The 26,999-nt window shown below is 61.4% G+C and carries 20 protein-coding genes and 1 pseudogene; 7 read left to right on the top strand and 14 right to left on the bottom strand.

Going from position 1 to position 26,999, the window contains the following annotated elements:
• Positions 1 to 136 precede the first annotated feature (136 nt).
• The 4 genes from P9230_RS00320 to P9230_RS00305 all read right to left on the bottom strand — a co-directional run bounded on the left by P9230_RS00320 (position 137) and on the right by P9230_RS00305 (position 7,748).
• A complete protein-coding gene (locus P9230_RS00320; protein ID WP_245322429.1) occupies positions 137 to 1,504 on the bottom strand; it encodes an HlyD family type I secretion periplasmic adaptor subunit in 1,368 nt (455 codons plus the stop codon).
• Between the two features lie 147 nt (positions 1,505 to 1,651).
• A complete protein-coding gene (locus P9230_RS00315) occupies positions 1,652 to 3,397 on the bottom strand; it encodes a type I secretion system permease/ATPase (RefSeq protein ID WP_245322438.1) in 1,746 nt (581 codons plus the stop codon).
• A 77-nt stretch (positions 3,398 to 3,474) separates the two neighbouring features.
• On the bottom strand, positions 3,475 to 7,068 hold the full coding sequence (locus P9230_RS00310) for a DUF5801 repeats-in-toxin domain-containing protein (RefSeq protein WP_278116930.1): 3,594 nt from the start codon (positions 7,066 to 7,068) through the stop codon (positions 3,475 to 3,477).
• A 347-nt stretch (positions 7,069 to 7,415) separates the two neighbouring features.
• Positions 7,416 to 7,748: a hypothetical protein gene (locus tag P9230_RS00305; RefSeq protein WP_278116928.1), complete on the bottom strand. Its 333-nt coding sequence runs from the start codon at positions 7,746 to 7,748 to the stop codon at positions 7,416 to 7,418.
• Positions 7,749 to 8,122: 374 nt separating this feature from the next.
• On the opposite strand from P9230_RS00305, the gene P9230_RS00300 reads away from it, so the two are divergent.
• Both P9230_RS00300 and P9230_RS00295 read left to right on the top strand, forming a co-directional pair.
• The gene (locus P9230_RS00300) at positions 8,123 to 9,283 is read left to right on the top strand and encodes a hypothetical protein (RefSeq protein ID WP_278116925.1); all 1,161 of its coding nucleotides are present in this window, start codon (positions 8,123 to 8,125) and stop codon (positions 9,281 to 9,283) included.
• A complete protein-coding gene (locus P9230_RS00295) occupies positions 9,270 to 9,893 on the top strand; it encodes a hypothetical protein (RefSeq protein WP_278116924.1) in 624 nt (207 codons plus the stop codon). Before P9230_RS00300 ends, P9230_RS00295 begins: the two co-directional genes overlap by 14 nt.
• Before the next feature lie 3 nt (positions 9,894 to 9,896).
• On the opposite strand, the gene P9230_RS00290 is transcribed toward P9230_RS00295, so the two are convergent.
• The 4 genes from P9230_RS00290 to P9230_RS00275 are packed head-to-tail and all read right to left on the bottom strand — an operon-like array spanning position 9,897 to position 12,363.
• Positions 9,897 to 10,340, bottom strand: coding sequence for a GtrA family protein (locus tag P9230_RS00290; protein ID WP_127241036.1), 444 nt, complete (start codon positions 10,338 to 10,340; stop codon positions 9,897 to 9,899).
• Positions 10,318 to 11,010 (bottom strand): class I SAM-dependent methyltransferase, encoded by a 693-nt coding sequence (locus P9230_RS00285; RefSeq protein WP_278054382.1) that lies wholly within the window; start codon positions 11,008 to 11,010, stop codon positions 10,318 to 10,320. Before P9230_RS00285 ends, P9230_RS00290 begins: the two co-directional genes overlap by 23 nt.
• A complete protein-coding gene (locus P9230_RS00280) occupies positions 10,985 to 12,046 on the bottom strand; it encodes a glycosyltransferase family 2 protein (RefSeq protein ID WP_095800741.1) in 1,062 nt (353 codons plus the stop codon). The genes P9230_RS00285 and P9230_RS00280 overlap by 26 nt, the downstream gene beginning before the upstream one ends.
• A 44-nt stretch (positions 12,047 to 12,090) precedes the next feature.
• Positions 12,091 to 12,363, bottom strand: a complete 273-nt coding sequence (locus tag P9230_RS00275) for a hypothetical protein (protein ID WP_278116921.1) — start codon at positions 12,361 to 12,363, stop codon at positions 12,091 to 12,093.
• Between the two features lie 672 nt (positions 12,364 to 13,035).
• Between P9230_RS00275 and P9230_RS00270 the strand changes: the two genes are divergently transcribed.
• Positions 13,036 to 13,626 (top strand): ankyrin repeat domain-containing protein, encoded by a 591-nt coding sequence (locus tag P9230_RS00270; protein WP_278118304.1) that lies wholly within the window; start codon positions 13,036 to 13,038, stop codon positions 13,624 to 13,626.
• Positions 13,627 to 13,632: 6 nt separating this feature from the next.
• Entirely contained in the window at positions 13,633 to 14,142 is a 510-nt protein-coding gene (locus P9230_RS00265) for a YHS domain-containing (seleno)protein (protein ID WP_278116919.1), read from the top strand.
• Between the two features lie 11 nt (positions 14,143 to 14,153).
• Here P9230_RS00265 and P9230_RS00260 read toward each other — a convergent pair whose 3' ends face one another.
• The 4 genes from P9230_RS00260 to P9230_RS00245 form a co-directional block, all read right to left on the bottom strand.
• On the bottom strand, positions 14,154 to 16,343 hold the full coding sequence (locus P9230_RS00260) for an adenylate/guanylate cyclase domain-containing protein (RefSeq protein ID WP_278118303.1): 2,190 nt from the start codon (positions 16,341 to 16,343) through the stop codon (positions 14,154 to 14,156).
• A gap of 44 nt (positions 16,344 to 16,387) precedes the next feature.
• On the bottom strand, positions 16,388 to 18,565 hold the full coding sequence (locus P9230_RS00255) for an adenylate/guanylate cyclase domain-containing protein (RefSeq protein ID WP_278116917.1): 2,178 nt from the start codon (positions 18,563 to 18,565) through the stop codon (positions 16,388 to 16,390).
• A 266-nt stretch (positions 18,566 to 18,831) separates the two neighbouring features.
• Positions 18,832 to 20,148, bottom strand: a complete 1,317-nt coding sequence (locus P9230_RS00250) for an extracellular solute-binding protein (protein WP_278116914.1) — start codon at positions 20,146 to 20,148, stop codon at positions 18,832 to 18,834.
• A 13-nt stretch (positions 20,149 to 20,161) separates the two neighbouring features.
• Positions 20,162 to 23,545 carry an AAA family ATPase gene (locus tag P9230_RS00245; RefSeq protein WP_278116912.1) on the bottom strand — a complete coding sequence of 1,128 codons (3,384 nt, stop codon included), beginning with the start codon at positions 23,543 to 23,545 and terminating at the stop codon, positions 20,162 to 20,164.
• A gap of 782 nt (positions 23,546 to 24,327) precedes the next feature.
• On the opposite strand from P9230_RS00245, the gene P9230_RS00240 reads away from it, so the two are divergent.
• A complete protein-coding gene (locus tag P9230_RS00240; protein ID WP_278118301.1) occupies positions 24,328 to 24,672 on the top strand; it encodes an IS1 family transposase in 345 nt (114 codons plus the stop codon).
• On the opposite strand, the gene P9230_RS00235 is transcribed toward P9230_RS00240, so the two are convergent.
• Entirely contained in the window at positions 24,669 to 24,857 is a 189-nt protein-coding gene (locus tag P9230_RS00235; RefSeq protein ID WP_128203316.1) for a DUF1059 domain-containing protein, read from the bottom strand. The two genes, P9230_RS00240 and P9230_RS00235, sit on opposite strands and share 4 nt — an antisense overlap.
• Positions 24,858 to 25,049: 192 nt before the next feature.
• Between P9230_RS00235 and P9230_RS00230 the strand changes: the two are divergent.
• Positions 25,050 to 25,286, top strand: a pseudogene (locus P9230_RS00230) (adenylate/guanylate cyclase domain-containing protein); the annotation flags it as partial.
• Positions 25,287 to 25,468: 182 nt separating this feature from the next.
• On the top strand, positions 25,469 to 25,837 hold the full coding sequence (locus P9230_RS00225; protein WP_278116908.1) for a hypothetical protein: 369 nt from the start codon (positions 25,469 to 25,471) through the stop codon (positions 25,835 to 25,837).
• A gap of 693 nt (positions 25,838 to 26,530) precedes the next feature.
• Here the strand turns inward: P9230_RS00225 and P9230_RS00220 are convergent.
• Positions 26,531 to 26,872 (bottom strand): hypothetical protein, encoded by a 342-nt coding sequence (locus tag P9230_RS00220; protein WP_278116906.1) that lies wholly within the window; start codon positions 26,870 to 26,872, stop codon positions 26,531 to 26,533.
• Positions 26,873 to 26,999 lie beyond the last annotated feature (127 nt).

Below are 26,999 nucleotides of genomic sequence, written 5' to 3'. Positions count from 1 at the left end.
TTGGGGGTGGTTTTCCTTTCACAATGCCACCCCATATTGGCCCATAGCTCTTTCTATTCCTGCCCCCAATGACCCGTGCGCCTGCCCCCCCACGTCTCGGTGGTGTTGTGTGCTTACTGGCACGAGTTGCTTCGTTTCAATTCTCCCTGAAAGAGCGTGTGAGGGAGGCTTCCACCGGGGCCAGCATGTAGTCGAGCAAAGTGTGCTCCCCGGTCAGAATCATCACTTCCGCCGGCATGCCGGGCGATAGACGGACGTCGTGCAGTTCTTCGAGATCGGCCGCGTCGACCTTGACCTTGGCGAGGAAATAGGGCTCGCCGGTCTTCTCATCCGTCAGCCGATCGGCCGACACCGAGGTGAGCAGACCGTGGATCTGCGGCAGATGCCTGCTCGGATAGGCCGTCAACACCACGCGGGCGGGCATGTCTGGATGCACCACATCGATATCCGTGGTCTTGATGCGTGAATCGATGACCAGATTGGGCTCGTTGGGCACGATATCGAGAAGCGGCTGGCCGCTGGCGATCACGCCGGATTCGGTCGTTACGCGAAAATTCATCACCGTTCCCGCAATCGGCGCGACGATGTCGGTCCTGGCCAGCACATCCTGGCGCGAGGGCAATTGGCTGCGCAATTCGGCCAGGTCGGTGCGCACCTTGGCGAGATCCTCGTTGGCGCTCTCACTGTCCTGCTGGCGCAGGTTGAGGAGTTGGAACTGGGTTTCGCCGATCTGCTGATCGTTGCGGGCCACTTGAGCCCGGTTTGACGCTTGGTTGGCGCGGATATCGGCCTGGGAGCGCAGCAGCGCCAATATCCGCGGCAAGCGCTCCAGCCCCTTTTTGTAAAGCTCTTGGGCGGAAGCGATCTCCTGGTCGATCAGCCTGAGTTGCTCGGTCTCTGCGGCGATCACGTCTCTTGATCCCGCACTTTGCTCCTCAATCTGCGCGATGCGCTTGTTGAGGATCTGCGTGCGCCCGTCGCGGGTCGCGAGGCGGCTGTCGAGCAGCGCCTGCTCTTCGGCGACCACGTTTCGCCCCAGCTCGCTGTCGATCGAGGTCAGCTCCTTGGGGAAGGCGACCCGATTCTGGCCGGCAAGCTCCGCGACAAGGCGCGCCTCGGTTGCCAGCAGGCGGATATAGCGCCCCTGCAACTCGTCGTAGCGGCCCTGCGCCTCCGTAGTCTTCAAGCTGATGAGGACCTCTCCGACGCCGACCTTATCGCCCTCCTTGACATGAATCGCGCCGATAATGCCGCCTTCAAGGTGCTGGACCGTCTTGCGATAGCCTTCGGGGCTGACGACGCCATCGGCGACGACGGCACTTGCCAGAAGCGCGACGCTGGACCACACGGCGACGCCGCCGACGAAGACAATCGATGAAACATAGCCCAGCATACGCGCCGGCCGGGTCCGTTGATTGAGGTCGCCACTGATTGCCTGGAATGCATGTGACCGCCGCCGGAAGAATCGGGAAATCAGGAGCAGGACGAGCGCGCCGGCGGCCACAGTCAGAGCGATACGCGTCGGCCAACCCAATCCGTCATACCAAATCGAGGCCGCGGCGGTCAGATCCCCGGCCAAGATGCTCAGCGTGCCGGTCAGCTCACGCAGGCTGTCCGCCAGCCCGTTCAGAAGCGTCGAGAAGTCCATGGCTCACTCCACCGCTTTCAGGTTTGCCGGCGCGAAGGCGGCAATCTTGTCCCGCATGGCCCCCGGCATCGGAATGCGCCTGGGCTGGCCTGCCAGCGCGCCGAGCACCTCGTCGCGCGTGCCGAGCATCATGACCGATCCGTCGCGGAGGAGGACGATGTTGTCAGCCGTGCGCAGAAGACTGGTCTGATGGCTGACGATAACGACCGTGCGGCCGCGCTCCTTCAACTGCTGAAGCACGTTGAACAGCGCCGCCTCTCCTTCGCCGTCGAGGCCGGTGTTCGGCTCATCGAGTACGATCAGCGGCGGGTCGCCGAACAGTGCCCGAGCCAGCGCGATGCGCTGCCGCTGACCGCGCGAGATCCGAACGCCGTGCGGTCCGACCTCGGTCCGATAGCCGTTCGGCAGCCGCAAGATCATCTCGTGAATGCCGGCGAGCTGGGCCGCGGCGATGACGGCTTCGCTGTCGACGTCGCGCAGGCGCGCGATGTTCTCGGCGATTGTTCCCGGGAACAATTGGACCTGTTGCGGCAGGTAGCCGATATGCTGGCCGAGCTCGTTCGACGGCCAATTCCAGACCTCCGCACCATCCAGCCTGACATGGCCCAGCGAGGGTCGCATCGTGCCGACGATGAGACGGCAGAGCGTGGTCTTGCCGGAGCCGGACGAGCCGATCACGCCGCAGGTCTGGCCGGGCTCGACACCGAAGCTTATCGCGTTCAGCAGGGCCTGCGGGGTTCCCGGCGCGTAATAGTGCAGGTTCTCTAACTTCAGCCGGCCTTGCGGGCGCGGCAAGGTGACGCCGACGTTCTGCGACGACCCGGTGGCGGCAAAGAGCTTGATCAGGTTCTGGCGCGCGGCCCGAGCGTTGACCAGGCTGCGCCAGGCGCCGATGGAGCGTTCGATCGGCGCCAGCGCGCGGCTGAGCAGGATGGAAGCCGCAATCATCGACCCGCCCGTGAGTTCGCGGTGCAGGACGAAATAGGCGCCGAGCCCCAGCACGGCCACCTGGAGGGCGAGGCGCAGGGAGCGCGACAGGCTGCCGATGACGGTGGTGCGCTGGAAAATGCGGGACTGCAGAGCTGTGAGAGCTTGCTGGTTTTGCTCCCAGCGCAACAGCGCCGGCTCGGACATGCCGAGCGAGCGCAATGTTTCGGCGCCATCGACAAATTGACCGACGGCGGCCTGGCTGCGGCGCAACCCTGCGGCTGCTTCCTGGTTTTTGCGGCGAGTGAGGAAATCGTTGGCTAGAGCGCAGCAGAACAGAAGCACCGCGCCGGCAAGGCCGAGCACCCCCAATGCCGGATGCAGAAACCACATGAACGCCATGAATACCGGCGTCCATGGCGCGTCGAGAAAGGTCAGAATGCCGTCGCCGGCAATGAAGCTGCGAAGATCGCTAACGTCCTTCAGGCCGGCTTCGACGTTGCTGCCGGCCAGGCGCGCCGCCATGGCGCGTTCGATCACCGGGACGCTGAGCTGGTCGTCCAGCCATTGGCTGATATGCCCCAGCATCATCCGGCGGGCATGTTCCAAGAGGCCATAGACGGCAATGGCGCCGATGACGGCAAGGGTGAGCCACAGCAGCGTGTCGATCGAGCCGCTCGACAGCACCCTGTCATAGATCTGCAGCATGTAGATGGTGCTGGCAAGCAGAAGAAGATTGGTTAGCAAGCTGAAGAGGAAAAGGGCCGGCGCCTGGCGGCGCGCCAGACGCATCACTTCCTGGAATTGCGGCCTTGGCTGCATCACGGAACCCCCCGTTTCGATGCCTTACTGCCGAGTTCCAACGGGGGCAGCACTTGGCCGCCCCCGCTGCTTCTGTGTCAGGCGATGTCGACGAGTATGTGCTGGACGGTGGTCATATCGCCGTCCGCGTCCGCGATTTGGACGCCGAAGTCGAGGTGCGCGTCCGGCGTCGTGGTCTGCGTCGTGGTGAAGCCGATGTCCACGATTTTGATGACGTCGTTGTCGGCGACGGCTGTATCCACACCGTTCACCTTGGCCACGTCGTTGTCCCAAATCACCAACGGGGCGGAAAGGCTGCCACCATTCGCGCCGACCGCGCTATTCAGGTCGATCGCGGTAGCACCGCCGAGAGCGGCGTTGGTACCGGCCGGCGCACTACCGGCCCCGACCAGACCGTTGCCGGACTGCATGATCTGGACGCCTTGGAGCACCCAGTTCTCACCGGCACCGTTGTAGTCGTTTCGCTCTATGATCACTAGGCCGTCGTTGTTATCAAGCTGGAAGTCGGCGGCGTATGCGGAAGGTACCTGACCCGTCTTGTAGATGTCGGCGTTCGAGATGTAGATCGCCTTTGTCGTCGTAAGCGCCGGGTTGGCAGTAGACACGAGATTAACGATGACCATCAGGTCCTCGTTGCCGATACCGTCAAACTTGATGGCCATGTCGTTAGCCGTCTGGGTCGGGACGTGATTGGCACCGTTGTCGGTCGAGATACCCGGTGAGGTGTCGAAGAACCGAAGCGTCAGTGCCTCGCCCTTCTGGATAGTGTCGCCAGCGACCCCGTTCGTGGTCTGGGTTGCAGAAACCCAGTCTTCGTTGTTGTTGCTGACGAACTGGCCGGGGTTCCACACCTTGTCACCAGCAACCGGCGCGCCGTCGTCATCGCCGAGACCTAAGGGGATGCTCGAAGTTGCCGAGTTCGCCGTGAACTGCACGAAGAAGTCCCGATCGGTCGTTTCGGGTGTGCTGTCCGCCTCGAAGAGCTTCTCCACCACGATCAACGGGTGACCGGTATTGCTCGTGGGCTGCTTGGAGAGAAGCTCACTGGTGTGCAGGATGTCCCTGGTGAAGCCCTCCACCGCGTCGTTCAAGGTGATGGTGTAGGTGTCACTGTCCTTGTTGAAGACAAGGGTACCGCCCGCCGTGGCGATCTGATTGCCGGCCGTGTTCGGGTCGCTATCGTAGGAGATTTGCCAATTGAACGAAGCTTCGGTGGCGCTTTCCGACTGTAGCGTCGCGAACGAGCTGATGAATGGGGTCGGCGTGCCAGGGACAAGACCGGTGAGATTGCCATCAAGGCTGAGCTGGATGCCGGGAAGCACGCCATCCTGGTCGACGAAGTCCGAGTGCGTGGCGTCGTAGTAGGAAGCCGGGCGGCCGTCCGAACCGATGTCGTAGCCAAAAGCACCAGATGCCGTTTGACCGACTGCGTTGCCCAAGGTCTCGTGAGTACCATTGCTTCCACCCCCGGATGCGTCACCGTCGAACGGCACCGTGATCGTCGGGCCGTCGTCCTTGAAGGTGAGGTTTTGGCCGATGTTGAGTGTGGTCGATGTATGATCACCGTCCTTGTCGGTGATGGTCGCGGTGAGCGTAACTAGGTTATCCGCGTCAAGTGTCTTGCTTTCGTCCGGGTCGCTGGTCGGATGGACCACTGCCCGGAGTTGATCCAGGGTGACGCTGCCGGTGCCGCTAACAGAGACCGTGAAGACAAGGTCATTGCTCGTGGCGGTGCGACCTTCGATCACAGTGCCATTGAGCGAGAGGACGACGGCCTGACCGGTTAAGGTGTCGGTAAGGCCGGTCGAACCAGCAGTAAAGCCGAGTGCGTAGGTGACCGTGCCTGCGCCGTCGGCACCGAAGGCCGTGCTGAAGTTCGCCGCAAAGCTCTTCGTGTCGTTAGTCGTAAGAACCGTGTCGTCGACAGTGAGCGTAGGCTCGGTGCCGGTCGTCGAGATGCTCGGGCCGTCGTCCTTGAAGTTGAGGTTCTGGCCGATGTCGAGGGTGGCCGGTGCGTGGTCGCCGTCCTTGTCGGTAACCGTCGCGGTCAGTTTGATCAAATTGTCGGCGGCCAGAGTCGTGCTCTCGTCCGGGTCGCTGGTAGGATGGACCACCGCGCGGATCTGATCGAGGGTGACGTTGCCCGAGGCATCGACAGAGACCGTGAACACGAGGTCGTTGCTCGTGGCGGTTCGACCTTGGATGACGCCGCCATTCAGCGAGAGGACGACCGCTTGCCCGGTCGCGGTGTCGACAAGTCCGGTCGAACCGGCAGTAAAGCCGAGTGCGTAGGTCACCGTGCCGGCCCCGTCAGCACCGAAGGCCGAGCTGAAGTTCGCCGCGAAGCTCTTGGTGTCGTTGGTGCCAAGAACCGTCTCGTCGACAGTCAGTGTCGGTTCGGTGCCTGTCGTTGAAATACTTGGACCGTCGTCGTTGAAGTTGATGAAGGAGCCGACTTGTTCGTTGTGGGCATTAGCAACGTTCCCAGCGAAATGCACCTCTTTGACGTCGAAATAATCTTTCTCACCGTCGATATTCTTGATGGTGAATCGGTCAAAAGTTCCGCCCGAGCCGCCCGCCGTAGTAAAATCAACCGTAACGCCTTCGCCGACGTTGTGGAGGATCATTCCGGTGCCGTTGAGATCAACTGTGATGCCAAGGGCAGAGGCCGTCGTGGCGACGCCATTCAACTTGAACGTTACTCCGGTGATATTGATCTCGGTATCGTTGTCGTCACCCGGCAACGCGGCGCCTTTTGCGTTGTCGTCGTTGTTGTAGGCGTGGACCTCGATGTCAGCTACTGTGTTAGTAGGCGTGGACTGCGAAATCGAGAAACCGGCGCCGGAGACGTTCTCGATGTGGCCTGTGTAGTTGGGAGCCAGCGGCGACTTGGTAAAGTTCTTGCCTGCACTTTGGGTGCCGCCACTGATCAGGTCGATCTGAAGTTCACGGCCGAAGCGCACGTCCTGAGAAGAGACACCCAGACCTTGCGTGCTGACATTGACTTCAGCCTGCGTAGTGCCGTCGTGAGCCGTGACCAGAATTTTCTGTGTGCTCGCCGTGTCGGCGTCGAGGATATACCAATTGTTGTGTCCGGGAGGGGCGTCGCCGAGCTGGCTGAAATTGAGCACGGTGGTGCCGGTGACCGATGCGTACACCTTGTTGAGCAGATCGATCTGGTCGTTCGGGTCGTTCGCGTCCGGATGGAGCAACGGCACATACTGGACTAGGTACAAATCTGCGTTTGTTGCGCTGGTGCTGACCAGTCCAAACGAGAAGGCGAGATCCCCGGTCGCGGCGGGCATAGTGGCCGCACTGGAAGTGCCGATGACGCCGATCACGACGTTTGAATGCGTCGGGTCCTGGAACAGCCAAACATAGTTGCCATCCACCGTTCTAATGCCGCTGTTGACGCCAACGGTGGTGGAAAACGGCGTTCCTGAGGAATTCTGGGTAAGAACGACCGAGGTGATGGTTTCCCCTGCGTTCGCCGTGGCTACCACGAAGTTGGATTGGAAGGCGACCTCCGGTGAGGTCAGTCCGCCCGAACTGTCGCGACTTAGGAGATAGGCCAAAGTGGGGTCATTGTTGCCGATGGGATTAATGTCGTCACCCTGAAGACCCGTGGTCTCGTCGATGATGATGTCTTGAGCAGTGATGTCGAGTGCCATTGAAACTCTCCCTGGTTTCAATGCGACAGGCGCGAAATCAGCCCCAACGCTGGCAGCCGGCCGCATGGGCGCGCATCCACCAGCGGAGCCGGTGCCGCGCGTCATCGTTGAACGAAACTGGAGTTATCGGCTTAACCCGGGGTAGAGGGTGTTGAGGGGACCGCCGCTTCCCCGCTCCTTGCCCCGTCAGGCAATTCTGGGCGGATGCGTCCTATGCGCATCGGTAACCCACCAACAGCGGGCACCAAGGATCGATGATAAGGGCATACTCAACCCGCCCCTCTTCAACAGGCTATTGACTGCCTGTAACGCCTCCCGCTCAGAACATGAGCACGAAAAGTTTACTCTTATTTGTGGAAACTTAAACTCGTACTGTTGCTTTTTTGGAAAAATTGTGAAGCAAAAATGGTCCAACCGAGTGTGGGACCTTTGTCCCTGCTCTTTTCAACTATTTGAAGAATGTTGTCGCCAGCTTCTACCGAATCTGGATGAAGGTAGAGCGGAAACACCTGAAAAAGGCTTTGCAACCAATGCTTGCGACGGGGGCGGTCGCGCGGTCCTTTCACCGTCAGCTGACGCGCCGCGCGCCGCTCTACACCGAGTGTGGTCGCGACGGCGTCATCCAGGGCGAGGCGGGCCTGCTTGGATTCGAGGATTCCGAGCATCCCGTTGCGCAGCAATAAAACTCGGAGCCGCGAAAGCTTGTCGAAGCGACGGTGATCACAACGCGTTCGGTTGCGACGGAAGTCAAACCTCGGCGTCGGCTAAGTACGCGGCAGTGCTGGACGCGATGGCCGCTACGCAGCGCGTTCGGATCGTGAATGGTGGGCGCTGGTTGTGCCACACGCCATATACATGTTCGGACTGTTTCCATGGCCTATCGCCGGCGCGCCGCTACCGGCAGATTGTCCACCGGATGCATGACGGCCGGAATATCGTGCAGCGGAACTAAAAATCCCACCGCCCCTTTAGGTATGCAGTGTCGAACGGCGAGGCGTGTTGGCCAGGGACGCCGGCCCCGACGCGGATGCCATCCGGGCGGTTGGAGGCGGATTTGGCAGTTGATGTGGCGCGTGCGAAGAGCGGCATTCGCCTCACGGTGATCGCGGTGGCGGCAGTGCCGCTGCTGTTTTTGTTGAGCGGTCTTGTCATCCGCTACGCCGCATTCGCATCGGTGTCGCCGGATCCGAGCCTAGCGGCCTATACCCGCGCCTTCTGCAAATGGGATTGCTCCTGGTATGTCGGCATTTCCGAACAGGGCTATGAGCGTTTTCCCATTCCTGGCCGCAGCAATGTCGGGCGCTGGGGGTTCTTTCCGCTTTATCCGATGCTGGTGGCGGCGGTCCGCACGATTCTGCCCTTCTCCACGATCGCGATTGCGACGGCGGCATCGCTGGCGTGCGGCTATGTCTCGTGCCTAGTGGCATGGCCGCTCATGGACAGGAACATGCGGGCCTATGTGCTTTATTGCGCCTTCCTGCTGAGCGGCCCGTTCTCGTTCTATTTTGCCACCTTCCTCACCGAGCCGCTCTTCGTGCTTTTGACGTCCTGCCTCTTCCTGGCGCTCAAACGCTCGAACCATCTCGCCGCGGGGTTGTCTTGCGCGCTGCTCTCGGCAACGCGGGTCGTCGGCGTGCTGGCCGTGTTCGCGATCGTCATTCGCATGTTTGAGGAGCATCGCGCCAAGGGCGGGTCGGCCATCGGCTTCCCACGCTGGCTGCTCGGCCGGCCGGATCTCATCATCGCCATACTCATCTCGCCCGCCGGCCTGTTCGCCTACATGCTCTACCTTTACGTCACGGTCGGGGACGGCTTTGCCTTCGTGCATGTCCAGCGCGCGTTCGGGCGCGTGGCCGGCAACCCGCTGCTGTTCCTCTGGGCGGGGCTGTCCTATCACCCCGGGGCCGGTTGGTGGCCCAGTGCGCCGCAATGGAGCGCGTCGACGGCAATCGTGGGACTGGCGCTGGCGGCGGTGCTCGCGGCGCGCAGGCAAATTGGCGCGGCCCTGTTCTGCGCCATGGCCATCATCCTGCCTTTGACCTCGAATCTGGCTTCGATGGTCCGCTATGTCGTCGGCCTCGCGCCGCTGACGATGCTGACGGCGGTGCTGTTGTCGGGCTCGAAGGCGACATTGGTCGGTGCGCTGATTGTCTTCCTCATCACCTGCTACTTCATGACCGTGGCCTGGCTTGGAGGCTATCTTGCGCTGGTCTGAGCTGACGGAATCGACCAGGCCGGTAATCCTGGGTGCCGGCTACGCGCTGGCGGGCGCGCTTGCGGCAGCCGAGATCGCCATCCTGGCGCTTGCCCTCAGCCCGAATGTCAACGACGATTACCACGCCTATTACATCGACAAGACCACCACATGCCTCAACCGGGACGCCGTGGGGCGCTACACGCCAGGCCGGACCGTATCGTTCCGCTCCGACGGCGCCCGGGAAGCAACCACCATGATGGTCTGCGGCTGGTCGGGGCCAGTGGCGGACGGCACCCATTCGCTGGGCGAGAGCTCTCGCCTGCGCCTTACCCTGCCGCCGCTCCGCGACGGGCTTCGGGCAACGCTGGAAATGGCCGCCGTTATTCGCCCGCCGCAGACCTGGCAGAGGATCGTCGTGTCGGCCAATGGGACCGAGGTGTATCGGGGGACGCTGTCGGGCGATGTGGCGACAACTGTGTCCTTCGTCATTCCGCACGCCGTGCTGGCTGGCAAGGCGACACTGGACATGGCCATCGAGTATCCCGACGGCATTCCGCAAAGCGCCGATGCGAGCAACATCTACAAGCGCGCCATCAAGCTGAGATCTTTTCGGTTGGATACGCTTTGATCCTCAGGACGGCCCGTCATCGCGCAGGCGGCGCTCTGCAAAGACCCAGCGATCGAGCACAAGAAGGTTAAGCGCTGGGATGGCCAAGGAAGTGAGGAGAACGGGAACGGCAAGCGGCAGGCCGAATGTCACCGTCAGCAGGTACGGTGCCGCGTAAGCCATAGCGAGGCCAGCAATGGTCAGCAACACGAAACGCGGCGCCTGCGACCGGTGCGAGCCGGCCGACATGAAGGTGAAGGATTTGTGCGCCAGATAGGAAAACAGGGCGGCGGCCGCGTAAGCGGCGAGCGAGGCTTCGACGGGCGCGAGCCCGAGCCAGTTCGATCGGGCAAAGATTGTAGTCAGGACGGCATAGAGGATTGTGGCGACAAGGCCGACCGAAGCGAAGCGCCCTAGGAGCTTCGTGCCGGCGACGCGACGATTCTCAGGCGCGGGCGACACAGGCATACTGCGCTCCGAGCGGCAGCCAAGCGAGCGCGCCTTCCAGCTTCCGGGCAAGCGGCTTGGCCGACGGCAGGAGCAGAAAATGCTCGCAGTGCACGTCGCGGAAGCCCGCCTGCTCAAGCAGCGATGCCGCCTTGCCAGCGCGAAGCAGGACGGCGTCCTTGTCGAACGGACATCTCAACACCGCCATACGGGTCAGCGGGTTGTAGGGATTGTGCTCGATGATGCAGCCAAGTCCGCCTCGCCGAACGACGCGCCGCATCTCGCGGAAGAAATCCAGCCACGACGCAGGCGGCACGTGGTGGACGACGCAACTGGCGAAGGCCAGGTCGAACATGCCATCCGCGTAAGGCAGGCGTGAGGTGTTGCACACGCTGTACGCGACGTGCGGGTTCTCAGCGCTGGCACGCGCGAGTGATTCCTTCGACACGTCGCAGCCGTCGAGTCGATCGAAGACATCGGCGAGATGCGGATGAAGCGAGCCCACGCCGCAACCGACATCGAGCGCGCGCACGCCTGCGCCGCCCCGCCGGAGGTCCTGCTCGAGGACCAGTCGTCGCAGAAGCTCGGCCTTGGCACGCAGGAAGAAATCATGGCGCAGCCCGGAGAACCGGATCGAGCCCTCGACTGCCTCACTGTAGCTGGACCTATAGCTGTCGAAGAGTTCGGACATCCGCCGTGACCCCGTTCCTGGACTTGCGAAACGAAGCGCGCTTGTCGCGGGAGGCGACGCGCATCGGCCGGTCGAAGCCACTCAGCCTTTCGATAACGTAGAGCGGGCGCCGTTTGACCTCGGCATGGATGCTGCCGACGTAAAGGCCCATCACGCCGGTCATGAAAAGATTGATGCCGATTAGCAGCGACACGATCACCACCGTCGATGTCCAGCCGGCAATCACGCCGGTTTCGAGGATCCAGGCCGCGATGGCGTATGCGCCGAACGCCAGGGCGAGAGCGGAGATGGCCAACCCGGTCAACAGCACCAGTTGCAGAGGCCGCTCCGAAAAGCCGATGATGCCATGGATGGCAAGCCGCATCATCTTCCAGAACGGGTATTTGGTTTCACCAAGCGTCCGCGCCGGGCGCTCGAACGGCACCGCCGCCTGCTTGAAACCCATCCAGCCGAACATGCCCCTGACGAAGCGGTCGTGCTCCGGCATGCGCTTGAACGTGTCCAGCGCCTTCCGGCCGACGAGGCGGAAGTCGCCGACATCGCGCGGGATCTCGACCGGTGTCATCCTCTCCAGCAGCCGATAGAACAGGCTGGCGGTGACGCGCTTGAACCAGGTTTCGCCCTTGCGGCTGACGCGCCTTGCGTAGACGATCTCGAAGCCGTCCTTCCACTTCGCCACCAGGTCGAGAACGACCTCGGGGGGATCCTGCAGGTCAGCGTCCATGACGATGACGGCCTCGCCGGAGGCCGCTTCCATGCCGGCGCTGATGGCGATCTGGTGGCCGAAGTTGCGGGAGAGCTCGATCAGGCGGAAGCTCGGTTCGGCGGCGACCATGCCGCGCAAATAGCTCACGCTTCGATCGCTGCTTCCGTCGTCGACGAAGATGACTTCGGTGTCTCCGTCCAGTTTTGCGGTCAGTGCGCTGATCCGCTCGACCAGCCGGGGCAACACCTCCTCCTCATTGTATATCGGCAGCACCAATGAGTAGCGTAGGGACGGTGCCCGCGTCCGGATCCGCTGGACAGATTCTTGCATGGGATTGCAATGGAACACCGGCCAGAAAGTTCCATAAGCAGGCGCTAATTGCAGAAGAAATGGCGCTGTTCCTCGCCAAAAAAGGCGCGCAACGTTCGGTTGAAATCTAACCCGGTACCGACAGAAGTCCTTGGATCGAGGATTTTGATGCCCATCTTTTTCAGGCCGGGCGGATGGAGCGCCACCAGATCGCGAAAGATCGGCGCTGCATCGTGCGCCGATCTCGGCGTTCCTGCGGCGCAAAACCTTTCTTGAGATGCCCCGTGACGAACCTGGGCTCTCCAAGAGCCGGATTTTAGTTTAGGGAAGGTGTCCAATTCGTCTGCGCCCCGTGTGCACGGACGCATCGGAAACCGGAAAAACGGCCCGTCCCGTGGGGGAAAAGACCACACACGACGTGGCCCAACATTTTTGAAACAACAAAAAAATGTCGAAGTATCAAGATTTCAGAATAGCCATAGCACCAATGATGGATGGGACGGACACTTAAGCAAATCCAGCGACTTACGGGATGTCGTGTGCAAAAATCGCACACAAAAGTTCTACTTCCCTTCTTTTTTCGTTCCCACGACGGAGCCGCCGACAGTCCGATTCGGACGCCCTTTTGCCGATGATATTAGCCGCTCGGGCGAGGACGTTCGCTACGATATCCGCGGGCCTTAGTGTCCGGTGCGCCGTCCAGCTTGCCTAGGGTCCCTGGAAGCTTTTCGAATTTTTTGGGTAGCGCCTCAGCCCGCATTGCGGGTGCTTATGGACAAAGTGGGACATTAGATTCGGTATTTGGACGGTTTGGTGATCATCGGCAGTGTGCCGTCCCGATAACGGGCATCAGCACTCCCAAGTCGCTAGATTAGGAGTGGCAGCTTGGCGCCTTTATGTCGGTCGTTGGGCAGACCATAGCCGCATCCAAAAGCGGTCATCCAGCCGCGCTGCCCCGATGAGCCCAACGCAGCTTGTATGTCTCCTAGCTAATATGCTACCCTTGCATGATGCGCGGACTACTGGCACTTGCGATGCTGGTACTGGTGGCTACAACAGCAGCCGCGGGTGAGCCGTTGTTCGATTCCATCGCTACCGGCGACAAGGCTGCAGTGGAGCAAGCCGTGGCAGGCGGTGCCGACGTCGACAGCCGGGCACGCGACCAGGCGACCCTCCTCATCGCTGCGGCGCTGGATAACCAACCGGAAATCGCTGAATTCCTGCTGAGCAAGGGTGCCGACGTCATGGCGCGGAACTCGGGCGGCTTCACCCCGCTTCATGCGGCGGCCTTCTCGGGCAGCCTGCCGATCGCCAAGCTGCTGCTGGAAAAAGGCGCGGTACTCGAGGATGCGGCCAACAAGGCGGGGGTTACGCCGTTGCTGGTCGCCGGCGAGGAAAACCACGTCGATCTGGCCGAATTCCTTATCGCGAAAGGTGCCGATGTGAACCATGCCGAGGGCCATGGCTACATGCCGACGACCCGCGCGTTCTGGAAGGGCAACACGGAAATCATCCGACTGTTCAAACGCCATGGCGCGACCTGCCAAGCCGAAATCCTTGGCGCGGCGAATGCGGCGAAGTGCGCAGAGATCCACGATTAACGGAGGATGCAGATGAGCACGATGGTCAAGTCACGACTGGTTGGGAATTGGGGGGCGAGCGCCCTGCTCGCTGTGGCTGCGGTCGCTGGCGCGGGATCGGCCTGGGCTGACGGTTCAGTAAACACCGGCTATTTCGGCGGTGTGGCGATCATGGGCTACGACACGGTCGCTTACTTCACTGACGGCAAGGCCGTGAAGGGCTCCGAAGAATTCACTTATGACTGGCTGGGTACACCCTGGCACTTCGCCAGCAAGAAACACAAGGAAATGTTCATGAGCGAGCCGGTAAAATACGCTCCTCAATATGGCGGCTACTGTGCTGGCGAAGTCGTGGGCGGTGGCGTCACGATCAATGTCGATCCGGAAGCATTCAAGATTATCGATGGCAAGCTTTACCTGATCTACGACGTCGGCAATGCGAACGATTTCGCCGCGCATGCAGATGAATATGTACCGAAGGCCGATGCCAACTGGCCGAAGGTCGTGGCCAACCTGAAGGTCGATCATTATCCCTAGACTAGGTCGGCCTACTGGACGACGGTGAAGTGAAACACCTTGCTTGTATTGGCATAGGAGTAGCCTGTACCGGCAGTGTCGTTGCGTTTGTAGACGGGACCGCAGTCGGGGCGCCCGAACAAGTTCTCACTCTGCTCGCATAAGAGATCGCCATCGACGTAGACGGTCTCTGTGACCAGCCGTGTCGTCGTGCGGAAGGCCGCCTTGCCGTCGCTCCCGATTTGAAGGAAGGCTGGTTGCAGGCCGGGTTCTATCTGGCCTTGCAATGTATGGCCAATGACCAGGGACGCGATCTCAGCACCCTTCAACTGGTCGTGCTCGTCCGGGGTAAAGCCATAGCGCCATTGGGGTAGGCCTGCCTGGCGCAGTGCGTTGACGAGGATCGCCAGATCCTGCGGATTCCGGAAATGCGCATGAGTCATCTGCCACCCAGCCAGGGAGTCTACGTAACTGGACCCTGCTACGAGCTGGAGCCCAGCTGCGATTTCGGCTTTCGCATCCGGTAGACGGCCGCCGCGGACGTACGCCGCTGCGAGTGTAAACCGAAAGTTGCCAACCGTGGACGCATCGTCGCGGGTGCGTTCGAGAGTCTCGATCGCTTTTTCGACATTCCCCTGGAGAAGAAAAACCAGCCCGGCAGTTTCCCTGTTGATAGCAGAGAGGTCGGGGTCGAGCCTAAGCGCTGTCTCGACCGCTGCGGCTGCCTCCGTATAATTGCCGGCGCATAACTGAACATATCCAAGGGCTGCCTGCGCCTCTGCATCGCCCGGACCGATTGAAACAGCCTTCCTGGCAGAGGCAATCGCATCTTCGTAGCGGCGATTCACGACCTGCATGATACCGAGAATTGCATAGGGCGACGAAAGATCCGGTTCGAGTTCCAACGCTCGGCTCGCCTTCTCATAGGCTCGCTTGCGCGCAGGCGCGCTCTGGATGATGTCGTTGAAGGCCTCGCGCCAGATATAAACTGTCGTGCGCGCGTCGGCCGCAAAGGCTTCCGCGAAAGCTGGGTCGAGCCCCTCCGCCTTTTCATAGAGCGCAAGCGCGTCCCGCAGACCGGCCAGCAGGCCGGTGCGTGACGCCGTCTCGGCTTGGAGATAGTAGTCGTAGGCCTCGAGATTGTTCGTCGGCGGGCGTGCCATGCGCTCGCTTTCCGCTGCCGAAGGCTGCATGCCAAGCGCTTTGGCGATCTCCCCGCTCATCTCTTCCTGGACGGCAAATACCTCTGCCATGCCACGGTCGAACCGGTTGGCCCACAGATTGTCGCCCGTCGCTGTATCGATGAGCTGGGCATTGAGGCGGATCTGCTCGCCGGTGCGGCGGACGCTGCCCTCGACAACGAAGCGGACGCCAAGGTCGCGCGCGACGTCAGCCAGTGCTGCACGCCGATTCTTGTAGGCGAAGGCGGAGTTGCGCGCGATGACGTCCAGACCGGAGAGCTTGGTAAGGTCGGTGATCAGATCTTCCGTGATACCGTCAACGAAATAGTCCTGACCTGGATCGCCGCCGAGATTTGCAAATGGCAGCACGGCGACCGATGGTCGGTCGACCAGGGAAGATGTCCTCGATTGCCAAACAAACAATCCTGCAAGGAGCACGACGAACAGGACCACAATTCCTGCCAACCCGATCGCCCGAGAGGATACCGGCCGGCGAACTGCCACCTTGATTTTCCCTGCGGCTGCGGGATCCAGCAGCAGCCAATAGGCGCGAACCGGATCGGCGATGTTCTTGAGCCGCTGCTCGCCAAGACTGGCAAAGCCGACATCAACCTTGTGGACCGCGTGATCGAATGCTGTTCCGGAGATGCAGACTCCGCCTGGCTCGGCCATGGCCTCAAGGCGCGCGGCGACGTTCACACCATCACCATAGATGTCATTGTCCTCAACGATCACATCGCCGAGATTGACGCCGATGCGAAACCGGATCTGCCTGGCATCAGCGGTGCCTTTATTGCGATCGGCCATCCGGCGCTGAATCATGGCAGCACACTGGACCGCATCGACGACGCTCGCGAACTCGACCAGCGCGCCGTCGCCCATGAGCTTGATAATGCGACCGTGGAATTCCTTGATCGCGGGGTCGACCAGTTCGCGACGGCAGCCCTTCAATCGTTCGAGCGTGCCTACCTCGTCCTCGCCCATGAGGCGGCTATAGCCAACCACATCGGCAGCAAGGATTGCGGTAAGCCTTCGCTGCATATCTTTCATCCGCGAGTCCTGAGATATTACAGAGACGCGTGCATTTACTGAACCACCGTGAAGTGAAACACCTTGCTTGAATTGACAAAGGAGTAGCCGCCGCTTCCATCGGCGCCGCGTTTGTAGACAGGTCCGCAGTCGGGGCGCCCGAACATATTCTCGCTCGTCTCGCACAAGAGGTCGCCATCGAGATGGACGGTCTCGGTGACAAGCCTCGTTGTGGAGCGGAAGGCCGCCTTGCCGTCGCTTCCGATCTGGAGGAAGGCTGGTTGGAGACCGGGTTCAAGCTGGCCCTGCAGAGTGTGGCCCAGCACTAGCGAGGCGATCTCTTCGCCCTTCAAGCGGTTGTGCTCGTCGCCGGTGAAGGCGAACGGCCATTCGGGCAAGCCCGCCTGCTGCAACGCGTCGATGATGATAGCCATATCCTGCTGGTTACGGTATTGCGCACCGTTGACCCGATATGCGGACAACGAATCGAACCCCGGTGTCGACATGGCACCGAGTCCCTCGGCGACCGCCGCCCTGGCGTCCTGCAGGCGGCCGGCGCGGGCGTAGGCGGCACCAAGCGTGATCGTGAAATCTCCGACCGACGGCGCATCGTCGCGGGTGCGTTCGAGCGCCTCGATCGCCTTGTCGTTGCTACCTTGAATGAGAAAGACCAGACCGGCAATCTGTCGGTTGATGGGTGAAAGGTTGGGATCGAGCCTGAGCGCCGTCTCGACCGCTGCGGCTGCTTCGGCATGATTGCCAGCGAACAGTTGCACGTATCCCAGAGCTATCTGCGTCTCCGCATCGCCGGGGCCGAGTGCAACAGCTCGCTCGACCGAAGCGATGGCTTCCTCGTAGCGGCGATCCACGACCTGCATGATGCCAAGGATCGCATAAGGCGACGAGAGGTCCGGATCGAGTTGCAGCGCACGGCTTGCCTTCTCATAGGCGCGCTTGCGCGCGGGCGCGCTCTGCATGATGTCGTTGAAAGATTCACGCCAGATATAGACTGTCATGCTTGCATCCGCCGCAAAGGCCTCGGCAAAGGCGGGGTCAAGCTCCTCAGCCTTGTCGTATAGCGTGAGTGCCTCCCGCAGCCCGTCGCGCCGGCCGGTCCGTGCCGTCTGCTCGGCCCGAAGGTAGAAGTCGTAGGCCTCGAGATTGTTCGTCGGCGGGCGTGCCATGCGCTCGCTTTCCGCTGCCGAAGGTTGCATGCCGAGCGCTTTGGCGATCTCCCCGCTCATCTCTTCCTGGACGGCAAACACGCCGGCCATGCGACGGTCGAACCGGTTGGCCCACAGATTGTCGCCCGTTGCCGTATCGATGAGCTGGGCATTGAGGCGGATCTGCTCGCCGGTGCGGCGGACGCTGCCCTCGACAACGAAGCGGACGCCAAGGTCGCGCGCGACGTCCGCCAGCGCCGCAGGCTTGTTCTTGTAGGCGAACACCGAGTTGCGCGCGATGACGTCCAAACCTGAAAGCTTGGTGAGGTCAGTGATCAGATCCTCGGTGATGCCGTCGGCGAAATAGTCCTGGCTCGGATCGCCGCCGAGATTTGCAAACGGCAGCACGGCAACCGATGGGCGCGATGGCATCGAGAACTTCTCCCATGCGAAAAAGCCGGCAATCGCGGCAATCACCAGGGCGGCGACACTTGCCAGGATCCTGATGCGCGATCCCGGCCGGTGTGGCGCGGCTGTGACCTTGCCCGATGCCGCGGGATCCAGCAGCAGCCGATACGCGCGAACCGGATCGGCGATGTTCTTAAGCCGCTGTTCGCCAAGGCTCGCAAAGCCGACGTCAACTTTGTGCAGCGCATGATCGAACGCCGTGCCCGAGATACATACACCCCCCGGCTCAGCCATAGCCTCGAGGCGCGCGGCGACGTTCACGCCATCGCCGTAAATGTCATTGTCCTCAACGATCACGTCGCCGAGATTGACGCCGACACGAAACCGGATCTGCCGGGCATCCGCGGTGTCTTTGTTGCGATCGGCCATCCGGCGCTGGATCATGGCAGCGCACTGGACCGCATCGACGACGCTCGCGAACTCGACCAGCGTACCGTCGCCCATTAGCTTGACAATGCGGCCGTGGAATTCGGCTATCGCGGGGTCGATCAGTTCGCGACGGCAACTCTTCAGTCGATCGAGCGTGCCGACCTCGTCCTCTCCCATGAGGCGGCTGTAGCCCACCACGTCGGCTGCAAGGATTGCGGTGAGCCGTCGCTCCATATGCTGGTGTCCTGCCTCGTCCACCCGTCAAGCATCGCCGACGAGTGTATTCGACTAGTATTTGGAATGCGAGCGTGCTCGGCCCCCTGGAATAGTGATCAATGCAACCACATCGCTTTCTGCGGCCATTGCTCACATGGGTCAGCTTATGAGACAAAACGGCTGCTGCCGTGTGGCTGGCGTGGATCAAGTGACGACGTCTGACCTTGCAGGTTGAAGGTCCGTTATCTTACTTCTCTGGCAAGAAGCGGCCTTGCTGGTCCCGGCTATTTGCAGCCGTTTTCGGCGATCGTCGTCTTCCAATCGGCTGCGATCCCGTCGAGCGTCCCCTTTGCCGATCCGCCATCCTTGAGCAGATAGGGTGCCAGACGTGCGTTCATCTGCTCGATGAGCTTGGCGTAGTAAGGTTCTGCCCAGAAGTCCTTCACCACGAATAGGCTCTGGTAGAACGCTTCATTGTACGGAGTAGCGTTGCGGAATTTCTCCGACTCCAGAATGTGGGCGTCGGCAGTATAGCCGCCAAGGTCCGCCCATTTTCGTTGAGTGTCATCGCGAACGAGCCATTCAAGGAACTTCCTGGCTTCCGCTTGCTTGCGCGAATAAGAGACGATCGAGATACCTTGGCCACCCAGCGCCGTGAATCGATCTCCGCCTGGTCCAGCCGGGCTCGCGAAGAATCCCGTCGCGGAGGCGTTCGGATTTATCGCTGGGTTCGCGAGTGCTGGAAAAAAGGCGAAGAAATTCATACTCATTGCCGCCAGACTCCCTGTGATCGCCAGGTCTTCCTCTCGATTGGTGGTATTGCCCCAGTCTGGCGGCGTGAAGGAGTAGAGCTTCTTGTAAGCCTCAAGCGCCTTTATCGCCTGAGGCGAGTTAACGATGCCTTCGACCGTACAAGTGCTGTAGTCCCCGAGCTCGCCGCCATAGCTGAACAACTCGGACATGAAGCCCATGATCAGCCCATCGCCGTGCTGCTCGGTATAGATCGCCACACCATAGCGCGGCGGGTTGGCGTGCGGTCGGTAGAAGAACTCGGCGATATCGCGGAGCTGCATCCAGGTTTTCGGCGGGGCGAGGTCGTAGCCGTACTTGTCTTTGAAAGCTTTCCTCTCGGCGGGGTCTTCAAACCAGTCCTTGCGGTAGGCCCAGCCGACCGCGTCGGCCTCTAGCGGAACAGCCCAGTAGCGTCCGCTGCCCTTTGGATATTCGGAATAATAGGTCATCGACGCCGGGGTCATGACCTTGGTCAGATCGGTCTCCTTCACGAGATCGGTCAGCTCGACGTAGTGGCCTTCCGTGGCGCCAGCTCCAAGCCATTGCGAATCGCCGACGACCATGTCGTAGGCGTTGTCGTGGGCATTGAACTCCATGAACGCCTTATCCTGGAAGTCGGGCCAGTTCACAGTCTCGACCGTGACCTTGACCCCGGTCTCTTTCTCATACTCGTTGGCGAGTTCCTGCAGATAGTTGGCCGGATCCCATTCCGCCCACAGGATCGTGAGTTCGCTAGTCGCAACAGCCCGGCCACCAAGTGGCAGCAGTGCAACGACCGCCAGCAGGCCGATCCACATTCGGTTGATCATGTCGCACTCCTCCCTAGGGTTTCACAGTTGCTCCTTGCGGAAGCCGTTGCAGTAGGCGTCCGGCCTCCCTCAGGTCAGGCGTGTCGAGGCCTTCGTTGAAAGCCGCATAGACCGGTGCGAGCAACAATCGCGCCTCCTTGTCGCGGCCGCGATTGGCCCAAAGTCCCGCGAGGCGAAAAGCGGCTCTCAGCTCGGCCAATATCGCGCCCTGCTCGCGGGCGGCGGCCAAAGATCGTCGCAAAAGATCTTCGGCGACGTCGCCACGCGGGTCCAGCCGCGACAGCAACTCCGCCTTCGCACTCAATAGCTCGGGCAGCTGATATGTGGAGCCTGATTTGGCGAGCGTGCCGAACGCCTGCTCCAGAACGGCCAGTCCCTCGCTTGCCTCGCCGCGCTCGCCACAGGCCCGGGCGAGCGCGCATAGATAAGCGGCCATCCCCATGTCGGCGCCGGTCGCGGCCATCGCTGCGATCCCACCACGCATCTCGCCAATCCCGTCGTCCAACGCTCCCAGACCGGCAAGCGCCCAACCGAAAAAGGCGCGAGCCTGCCCCAGCAGCAGTGGGAGGGCGAACTCGGTGCACACCGCAATGGCTTTTTCAGTCCAATGTCGCGCCTCTGCGGGCTCTCGCCGGAGGAGGTGGACAACGCCGAGGGCCATCTGTGCCTGGGCCAGGCTAAGGGGATGCGAGTCGCGCTGGGCCAGAGCGACGGCTTCCCTTGCCTGCTGGACCGCCCCGTCAGGCTTGCCGCATATGCAGAGCATCTGCGCATGGAAAGACCTGCAGCAGACGCCAGGATCGTGCCCGGTATAGCCCCACGCAAGGTGGCGATGCCGCTCATAGTCGTAGGTCGCAAGACCAAATCTGACAAACGATTCAGCGGACTCATACCTGCCGAGATAAAAATTGACGCCCCAGAGCTGATGGTGTGCCTCAAGCAGGTATTCAGAATCGCCGGATGCCTCAGCCAGCTCCATCCCGAGCGTCTTGCACTGGTGGGCAAGAGCATCGGCGGCGCGCAGGTCGCCTGAGATCGTTCGGCAGCCGCTCTCGCCGCGCACCGCTGCAAATAGCTGGATTTTGTCGCCGAGCCGCGCGGCAAGCTCCCGCGCGGTCGAAAACGCCTGCAGGGGCTCCGGGGCGGCCCAACCTTTGGCGGGGACGAGGGCCGAGCCCATCGCAGTCCACAGTGAAACTTCCTCCCTGAGCCGGGTCTCGGAGGCGGGCAGCGACGCGATAAGCTCAAGCCCCTTGCTGAAGTGGGCTGCGGCCTCACGGTTGGCAGACCTTGCCATCGCGCGCTGCCCCGCCCGCAGCCACCATGGCACGGCCTTACCCGCCAGTCCGGCCAGTGTGTAGTGCTGCGCGACCGTCTCGGGTTCGGCTTCGGTGATTTCGGCGAAATCGGCCTCGAGCGCCTCTGCGATCCGACCATGGATTTGCTGGCGCCGGCTTTTCAGCAGCGTCTGGTAGGCAGTGTCGCGCACAAGCGCATGCTTGAACGTATAGGTTGCCTCCGGCGCGGCGCCGCTGCGAAACACCAGCTCTGCCCGTTCGAGCTGGTGGAGCGCATCCTCGAGCCGCGCATGGTCGGTACCGCTCACCGCAGCGAGCAGCCGGTGGCCGAAGATGCGCCCGATGCAGGCGCCGATCTGAGCCGTCTCTTTGAACGGCGACAGCCGGTCGAGTCGCGCCATCAGCGAGTCCTGCAGGGTCGATGGAATTGCCAAGTCGGGCAGCGGCCCGATCGCGCGATAGCGCCCCTCGACCTCTCGCAGCAGCCCGGAATCGAGGATCGTGCGGGTCAGTTCCTCGACAAACAGCGGCACACCTTCCGTGTTGGCAAGGATCCGGTCGGCAATATCGCGCGGCAGCTTTCTGTTGCCCGCAACGCGCTCCATAATCGCTATGCCGTGTTCCTGTTCGAGCCGTCCGAGCATCATTATCTCGACAGACGATAGCGCCTTCCAGCGCGGCTCGAATTCCGGTCGTGCCGTCACCACCAACAACGTACGCAGGCCAGGGAGGCGCTCAACCAGCATCCCGAGCCACTCCGCCGTCGTCGGGTCTATCCAATGGGCGTCTTCGACCAGCACAAGCACTGGCTTGTTCGTCGCCGATACCTCGACCAGCCGTATCAACGCCGCGAGCGTGCGCGCCCTCAGCGTCGGCGCGGGCAATCTGGGAGGCTGGTAGCGTCCGCCTGCATCGATCGACAAAAGGATCGCCAGCAGCGGCAGCGCTTCGTCCGTCTCCAGCTGGAGCCTTGCGAACAGTGCCTTGAGTTTGTCGAACTTGCTATCGGCGCTGTCGTCACTGACGAAACCCGCCGTTCGCTCGAGATGCGCTATGAGAGGATGAAGTGCGCTGTTGGTATGATGCGCGGAGCAGAAGAAGCGCAGGTCAGTGTGAGGTTCGGCGGCAACCCGCTCCGCAAGGGCCGCAATCAGGCGCGACTTGCCAATGCCCGCCTCGCCGCTGAGAAGCACGACCCGACCCTCTGTCGTTGCTGAGCGGTGCCAGCTTTCGAGCAGGAGTGCCAGCTCACGGTCTCGCCCGACCAGAGGTGAAAGCACGGAATGCCGCGCTTCGAACCGACTTTCGACGGCTGTTTCGCCGACAACGCGCCGGCATCGCACCGGGGTGGCAAAGCCTTTCAAAAGACGCTCACCGAGGTCAGCTGTCGCGAAAAGCCCCGCTGTCAGCTTTTGCGTTGTGTCGGCGATGATGACTGTGCCTGGTTCTGCGAGTGCTTGCAGACGCGCAGCGAGATTGGGCGTGTCTCCGACAACGGCTTCCTCTTGTGCAGCACCTTCGCCGATCAGGTCGCCGACGACAACCAGCCCCGTGGCGATGCCGACTCGCGCCGCTAGCGGCCTGCCGCCAGGGTCGTTCAACCGGCCGATGGCCGAAGCAGCGGCGAGGCCGGCTCGCACCGCGCGTTCTGCGTCATCCTCGTGCGCCTGTGGCCAGCCGAAATAGGCGAGTACGCCGTCGCCCATCAGCTTGGCGACGCGCCCGTCGTAGCCGGCGATCTCACGTGCAACCGCCTGCTGATAGGCGAGAATGATCTCGCGCATGTCTTCCGGGTCGAGCGCCTGCGCAAGCTCGGTCGAGCCGACGAGGTCGACGAACATCACAGTGAGTTGCCGCCGTTCTACGCGAGCCTCCGCGGGTGCGGGCGGGGGTTCGGTCGTCATAGGCCGGGCAGGGGTCTCGGCGAGGGCCGCAATAGCGCTTAGCAACTTGCGCCGGTGGCCAATCGATGTGATCCCGAGCGCCGTTAGATCGTCGGCGGTCAGGCTCGGGAGAACCTGTTCATCGATGTCATGGCTACCGAAGGCGTCGGCATATTCGCCGAGGCCGAGGCTCACCAGCCATACCCGAATATCCACGTGCCTACCTCCCAGGCGGTGGAGGCTTTGCTCGAACACTATACCTCAAACACTAAGGTGGGTCGCGCCTCTCGTGCCAGGAACAGCGCCAGCTTTGGGCCGTGCGCTATCCTATCACGCTGGATGTCGTAAGCGCATTGGACCCATAACGTCCGCCTGGGTCAGAACGTCGGATCCTGAGATCTAACGTCCGTGTCGGGTCTTCCTTCTACTACAAGCGGACCGTCCGCTTCCGGCCTCCATTTCAGACACTCGATCCGAACGACCCCGCGGCGCTCTTTTTTGCGCCTCCGTTTCCGCTGGATGGACCAACCGAGTGTGCGGCGTACAAGCGCGCCTTATCGCGGCTTTAAAGCTAAGCGTCGGGCGGCAATTGGAGATCTTCCGGAGGGCCAGCGACATGGCGCGCCTTAGACACCTGGCGCCAAACTCGGAATGTCATCTTTCCTCTTGAGCAACGCTGAGCGCAAGAACGGTTACAACGACGACGTCGGCGTCTGCTTCGTGGGAGGCATCGATCTCGGATGGGACCTGGTGAAACACGGATTGGCGGTACCCGACACTCGATACTTTGCCGAGGGGCAGGGAGCTTTATCAAGCGGCGATAGTAGCGATCGAAACCTACAGTTCACAAACCCGAGAAGAGCAAAGGCTGGACGCGATGCCCATAGGCGGCCCGACAGCGCCGTTTGGGTGTGCGGCTATGTGACTGCCGTGCCTAGCCAGGATGTTGTGAGTCAGCCCGGCCACAGGTAAGCATATCAGTATCTACTAAAGTAACCATTACGGAGGGTGCTCAATTGTGCGATAGGGAGCTGACCGAGCGTCCCAAGCACGTCAGCACGTCGTTTGCCGAACGCCAGAACCTCACCATGCGCATGCATATGAGCCGCTTCACCCGCCTGACTAACGGCTTCTCAAAGAAGGTGGAGGCTCACGCCAACGCGGTCGCTCTGCACTTCATGTATTACAACTTCGTGCGCACCCATAAGACGCTGCGAGTTACGCCGGCAATGGCCGCTGGCGTTGCCGACAAACTTTGGGAGATTACCGACATCGTTGCGCTAATCGAGGCGAAAGAGGCCGAAAAGCCAATGCTTCGCGGGCCCTATAAGAAGCGGGCCTAGCTGGCAATCATCATCGCCTGCAGCTGTTGCCGATCCTCTTTGGACCATTGGCTAGGGTCTTCCCCGTGCGCTGACTTGGCGTGAAGCTCAACGTGCTTCATAACCTCTTCCGCGCTTTCGGCCGTGAAGCTACCGGGACACGCCTCCATTCCCGGATAGTCCTTGCATCGATATGTGTACGCCATCGCTCCCTCCATTTTAGGAACGACTAATGGAGCGGCTAGGCGCGAAAGATGTCAACTCGCTCTGTGAATTTCAGAACAACCCGCAGCCTGACATTCCGGTCCGCTGTAGCCCCACCACTGACCGCGCTGCCAACGGTCCGTTCTGGCTCCGGCGTTTCCAAGGGTGTAAGTTTCTGCCGTAAAGAGGCGCATATGGCGGTTCCTTCTCTCAATCGGAAGCTGCTGGCGATCTTGGCGGCAGACATGGTCGCCTATTCGAAGGCGATGGAGACCGACGAGGCCGGCACACTCGCGCGGCTCAGAACCATCCGTGCAGAACTGATCGATCCGACCATCGCGCGGCACCGTGGCCGGATTGTCAAGCTGATGGGCGACGGCGCGCTTGTTGCCTTCGACAGCGTGGTTGATGCGGTGGCCTGCGCTGCCGAGAGTAGCTGCCCCGGGGACCTTTGCGTCTAGCTAAAGGCCGCGCTGATCGCTGCCGGGCACCCGGGGACAATTGTCGAATTGGGATACACAGCGACCAGTAAAACGAGTCTCACGTGGCTGGCGGAAACTAAGGAGGGCCTTGACCTGCAGGCGAACCCTGCCAACCATGCTGGGTCCTTGAGTTGGGTCAGAACGACTGCGCCCGTATCAGACTGGATGAGACGCGAGCGAACATTGATCACATTCTGACTATCCTCGCCGAGAAGCGGGTGCCAGTGCTTGTGGTTGGAACGGCAGCCTATGACTACTGCTCGTCTACCCTCTCTGCTGGGCACGGGGCTGATTATGCCGGGCCGTTTTCAAGGATGTTCTCCGAGCTGGCGGCCAAGCATGGAGACTTGCTCTACCCCGACTTCAAGGAAGGCGTGACTGGGCACCCGGAATTGCTGCAAGCGGACAGGGATCACCCAAATGCAGCGGGTGATGCGATCACCGTTATAAACATGCTCCCCGTGGTCCAGGCGCTGCTCGCGCGGGTTGACCACCCTTGAGCACCCGTCTGGAGAACGAACGCGCGTGCATGGGATCGCGCGACACGGATGCGGCTCCAACGCCGAAAGGGCTCACCGAACGAGGCCAAGGGGCTCAAGCCGGGTCTGGTGGGGCAGGTCAAGTTCGTCAAGGGTGAAGAGAAGCTTCGCCATGCGTCCCTAAGGACTTTTGGGAGACGGACCAGAGAGTGCAATCGTCCGACCTATGCGGCGGCCGATGCTGACCTCCAGCCTGATTATTAGCGATGTATTAATATGATATGCGAACTGCGAGGGGATTTTGATGGTGCAGTGAAAGTGCTGCTTCGCATTGGCTTGGCTCGCGCTGTTCGGCAACGCAGAGGCCCATGAATGGTATACCGGTAAGACAGACCCAGTTCTCCACTATGACTGCTGCGGAGATAAAGACTGTCACTCAATCGATCCAGACTATGTGAGGATGTCAAAGGACGGCTATTTCGTCCGGCCGCCACGTCCATTCTATCTGAACGAACCACAGGAGCCGGAGTGGTTCATCCCGAGAACGCGCGTCCAGCCCTCGCCAGATGATCAATATCATATTTGCGAGCGTCTGATGACGTTCTATCGGTCGCTGGCGCCGCACATGAGTTTCGAGACCTATCACAGGTTTCGGTGGACGTGCTTTTTCGCCCCGCCGGGCACAGGCTCTATCGCGCGAAGATAGAGGTACATTCACATCGCATCGGGCGGTGCGAAGAAGCAGTTTTCGTCTTCTTCCGTGGGATGTAAGCAGATGTGGAAGTTGCCATCCCCCGAGGGGATGACGACATCGTACGGCACGAAGTAGCGGTCCTGATGAGTGACTTTTCGATGGTCGCCCGGTCGCAGGATAACCACGTAGCCGTCTGGCCGGGGCGTCACGGTTGAACTGGGAATTTTCCCGCAGTCGCCAGTGACCGGGTCGCCATGGCAGCAAGCTGGGGGATAGCCCCAATTCCGATCCGGACCGTGGGCCAACGCCGCACCTCCCTCAATTACCGCGGCGGTGGCGATCACGCCTGCAAAGCAGGTCACCTGTCTTGTCCCGACCGCATGCATCGACGGAGCCGCCCCTCAACGGCAACTGACATTGGCGAGGTCATTGTACACCATTAGTGCCAGCTAATATACATAGAACCGGGCGCCCATCGGGTGTACTTTC

The sequence above is a fragment of the Mesorhizobium sp. WSM4887 genome, from assembly GCF_029625865.1.
GTDB lineage: Bacteria > Pseudomonadota > Alphaproteobacteria > Rhizobiales > Rhizobiaceae > Mesorhizobium.
The sequence above is the reverse complement of the archived record's forward strand: the minus strand, read 5'-3'. Positions and strand labels throughout refer to the sequence as shown.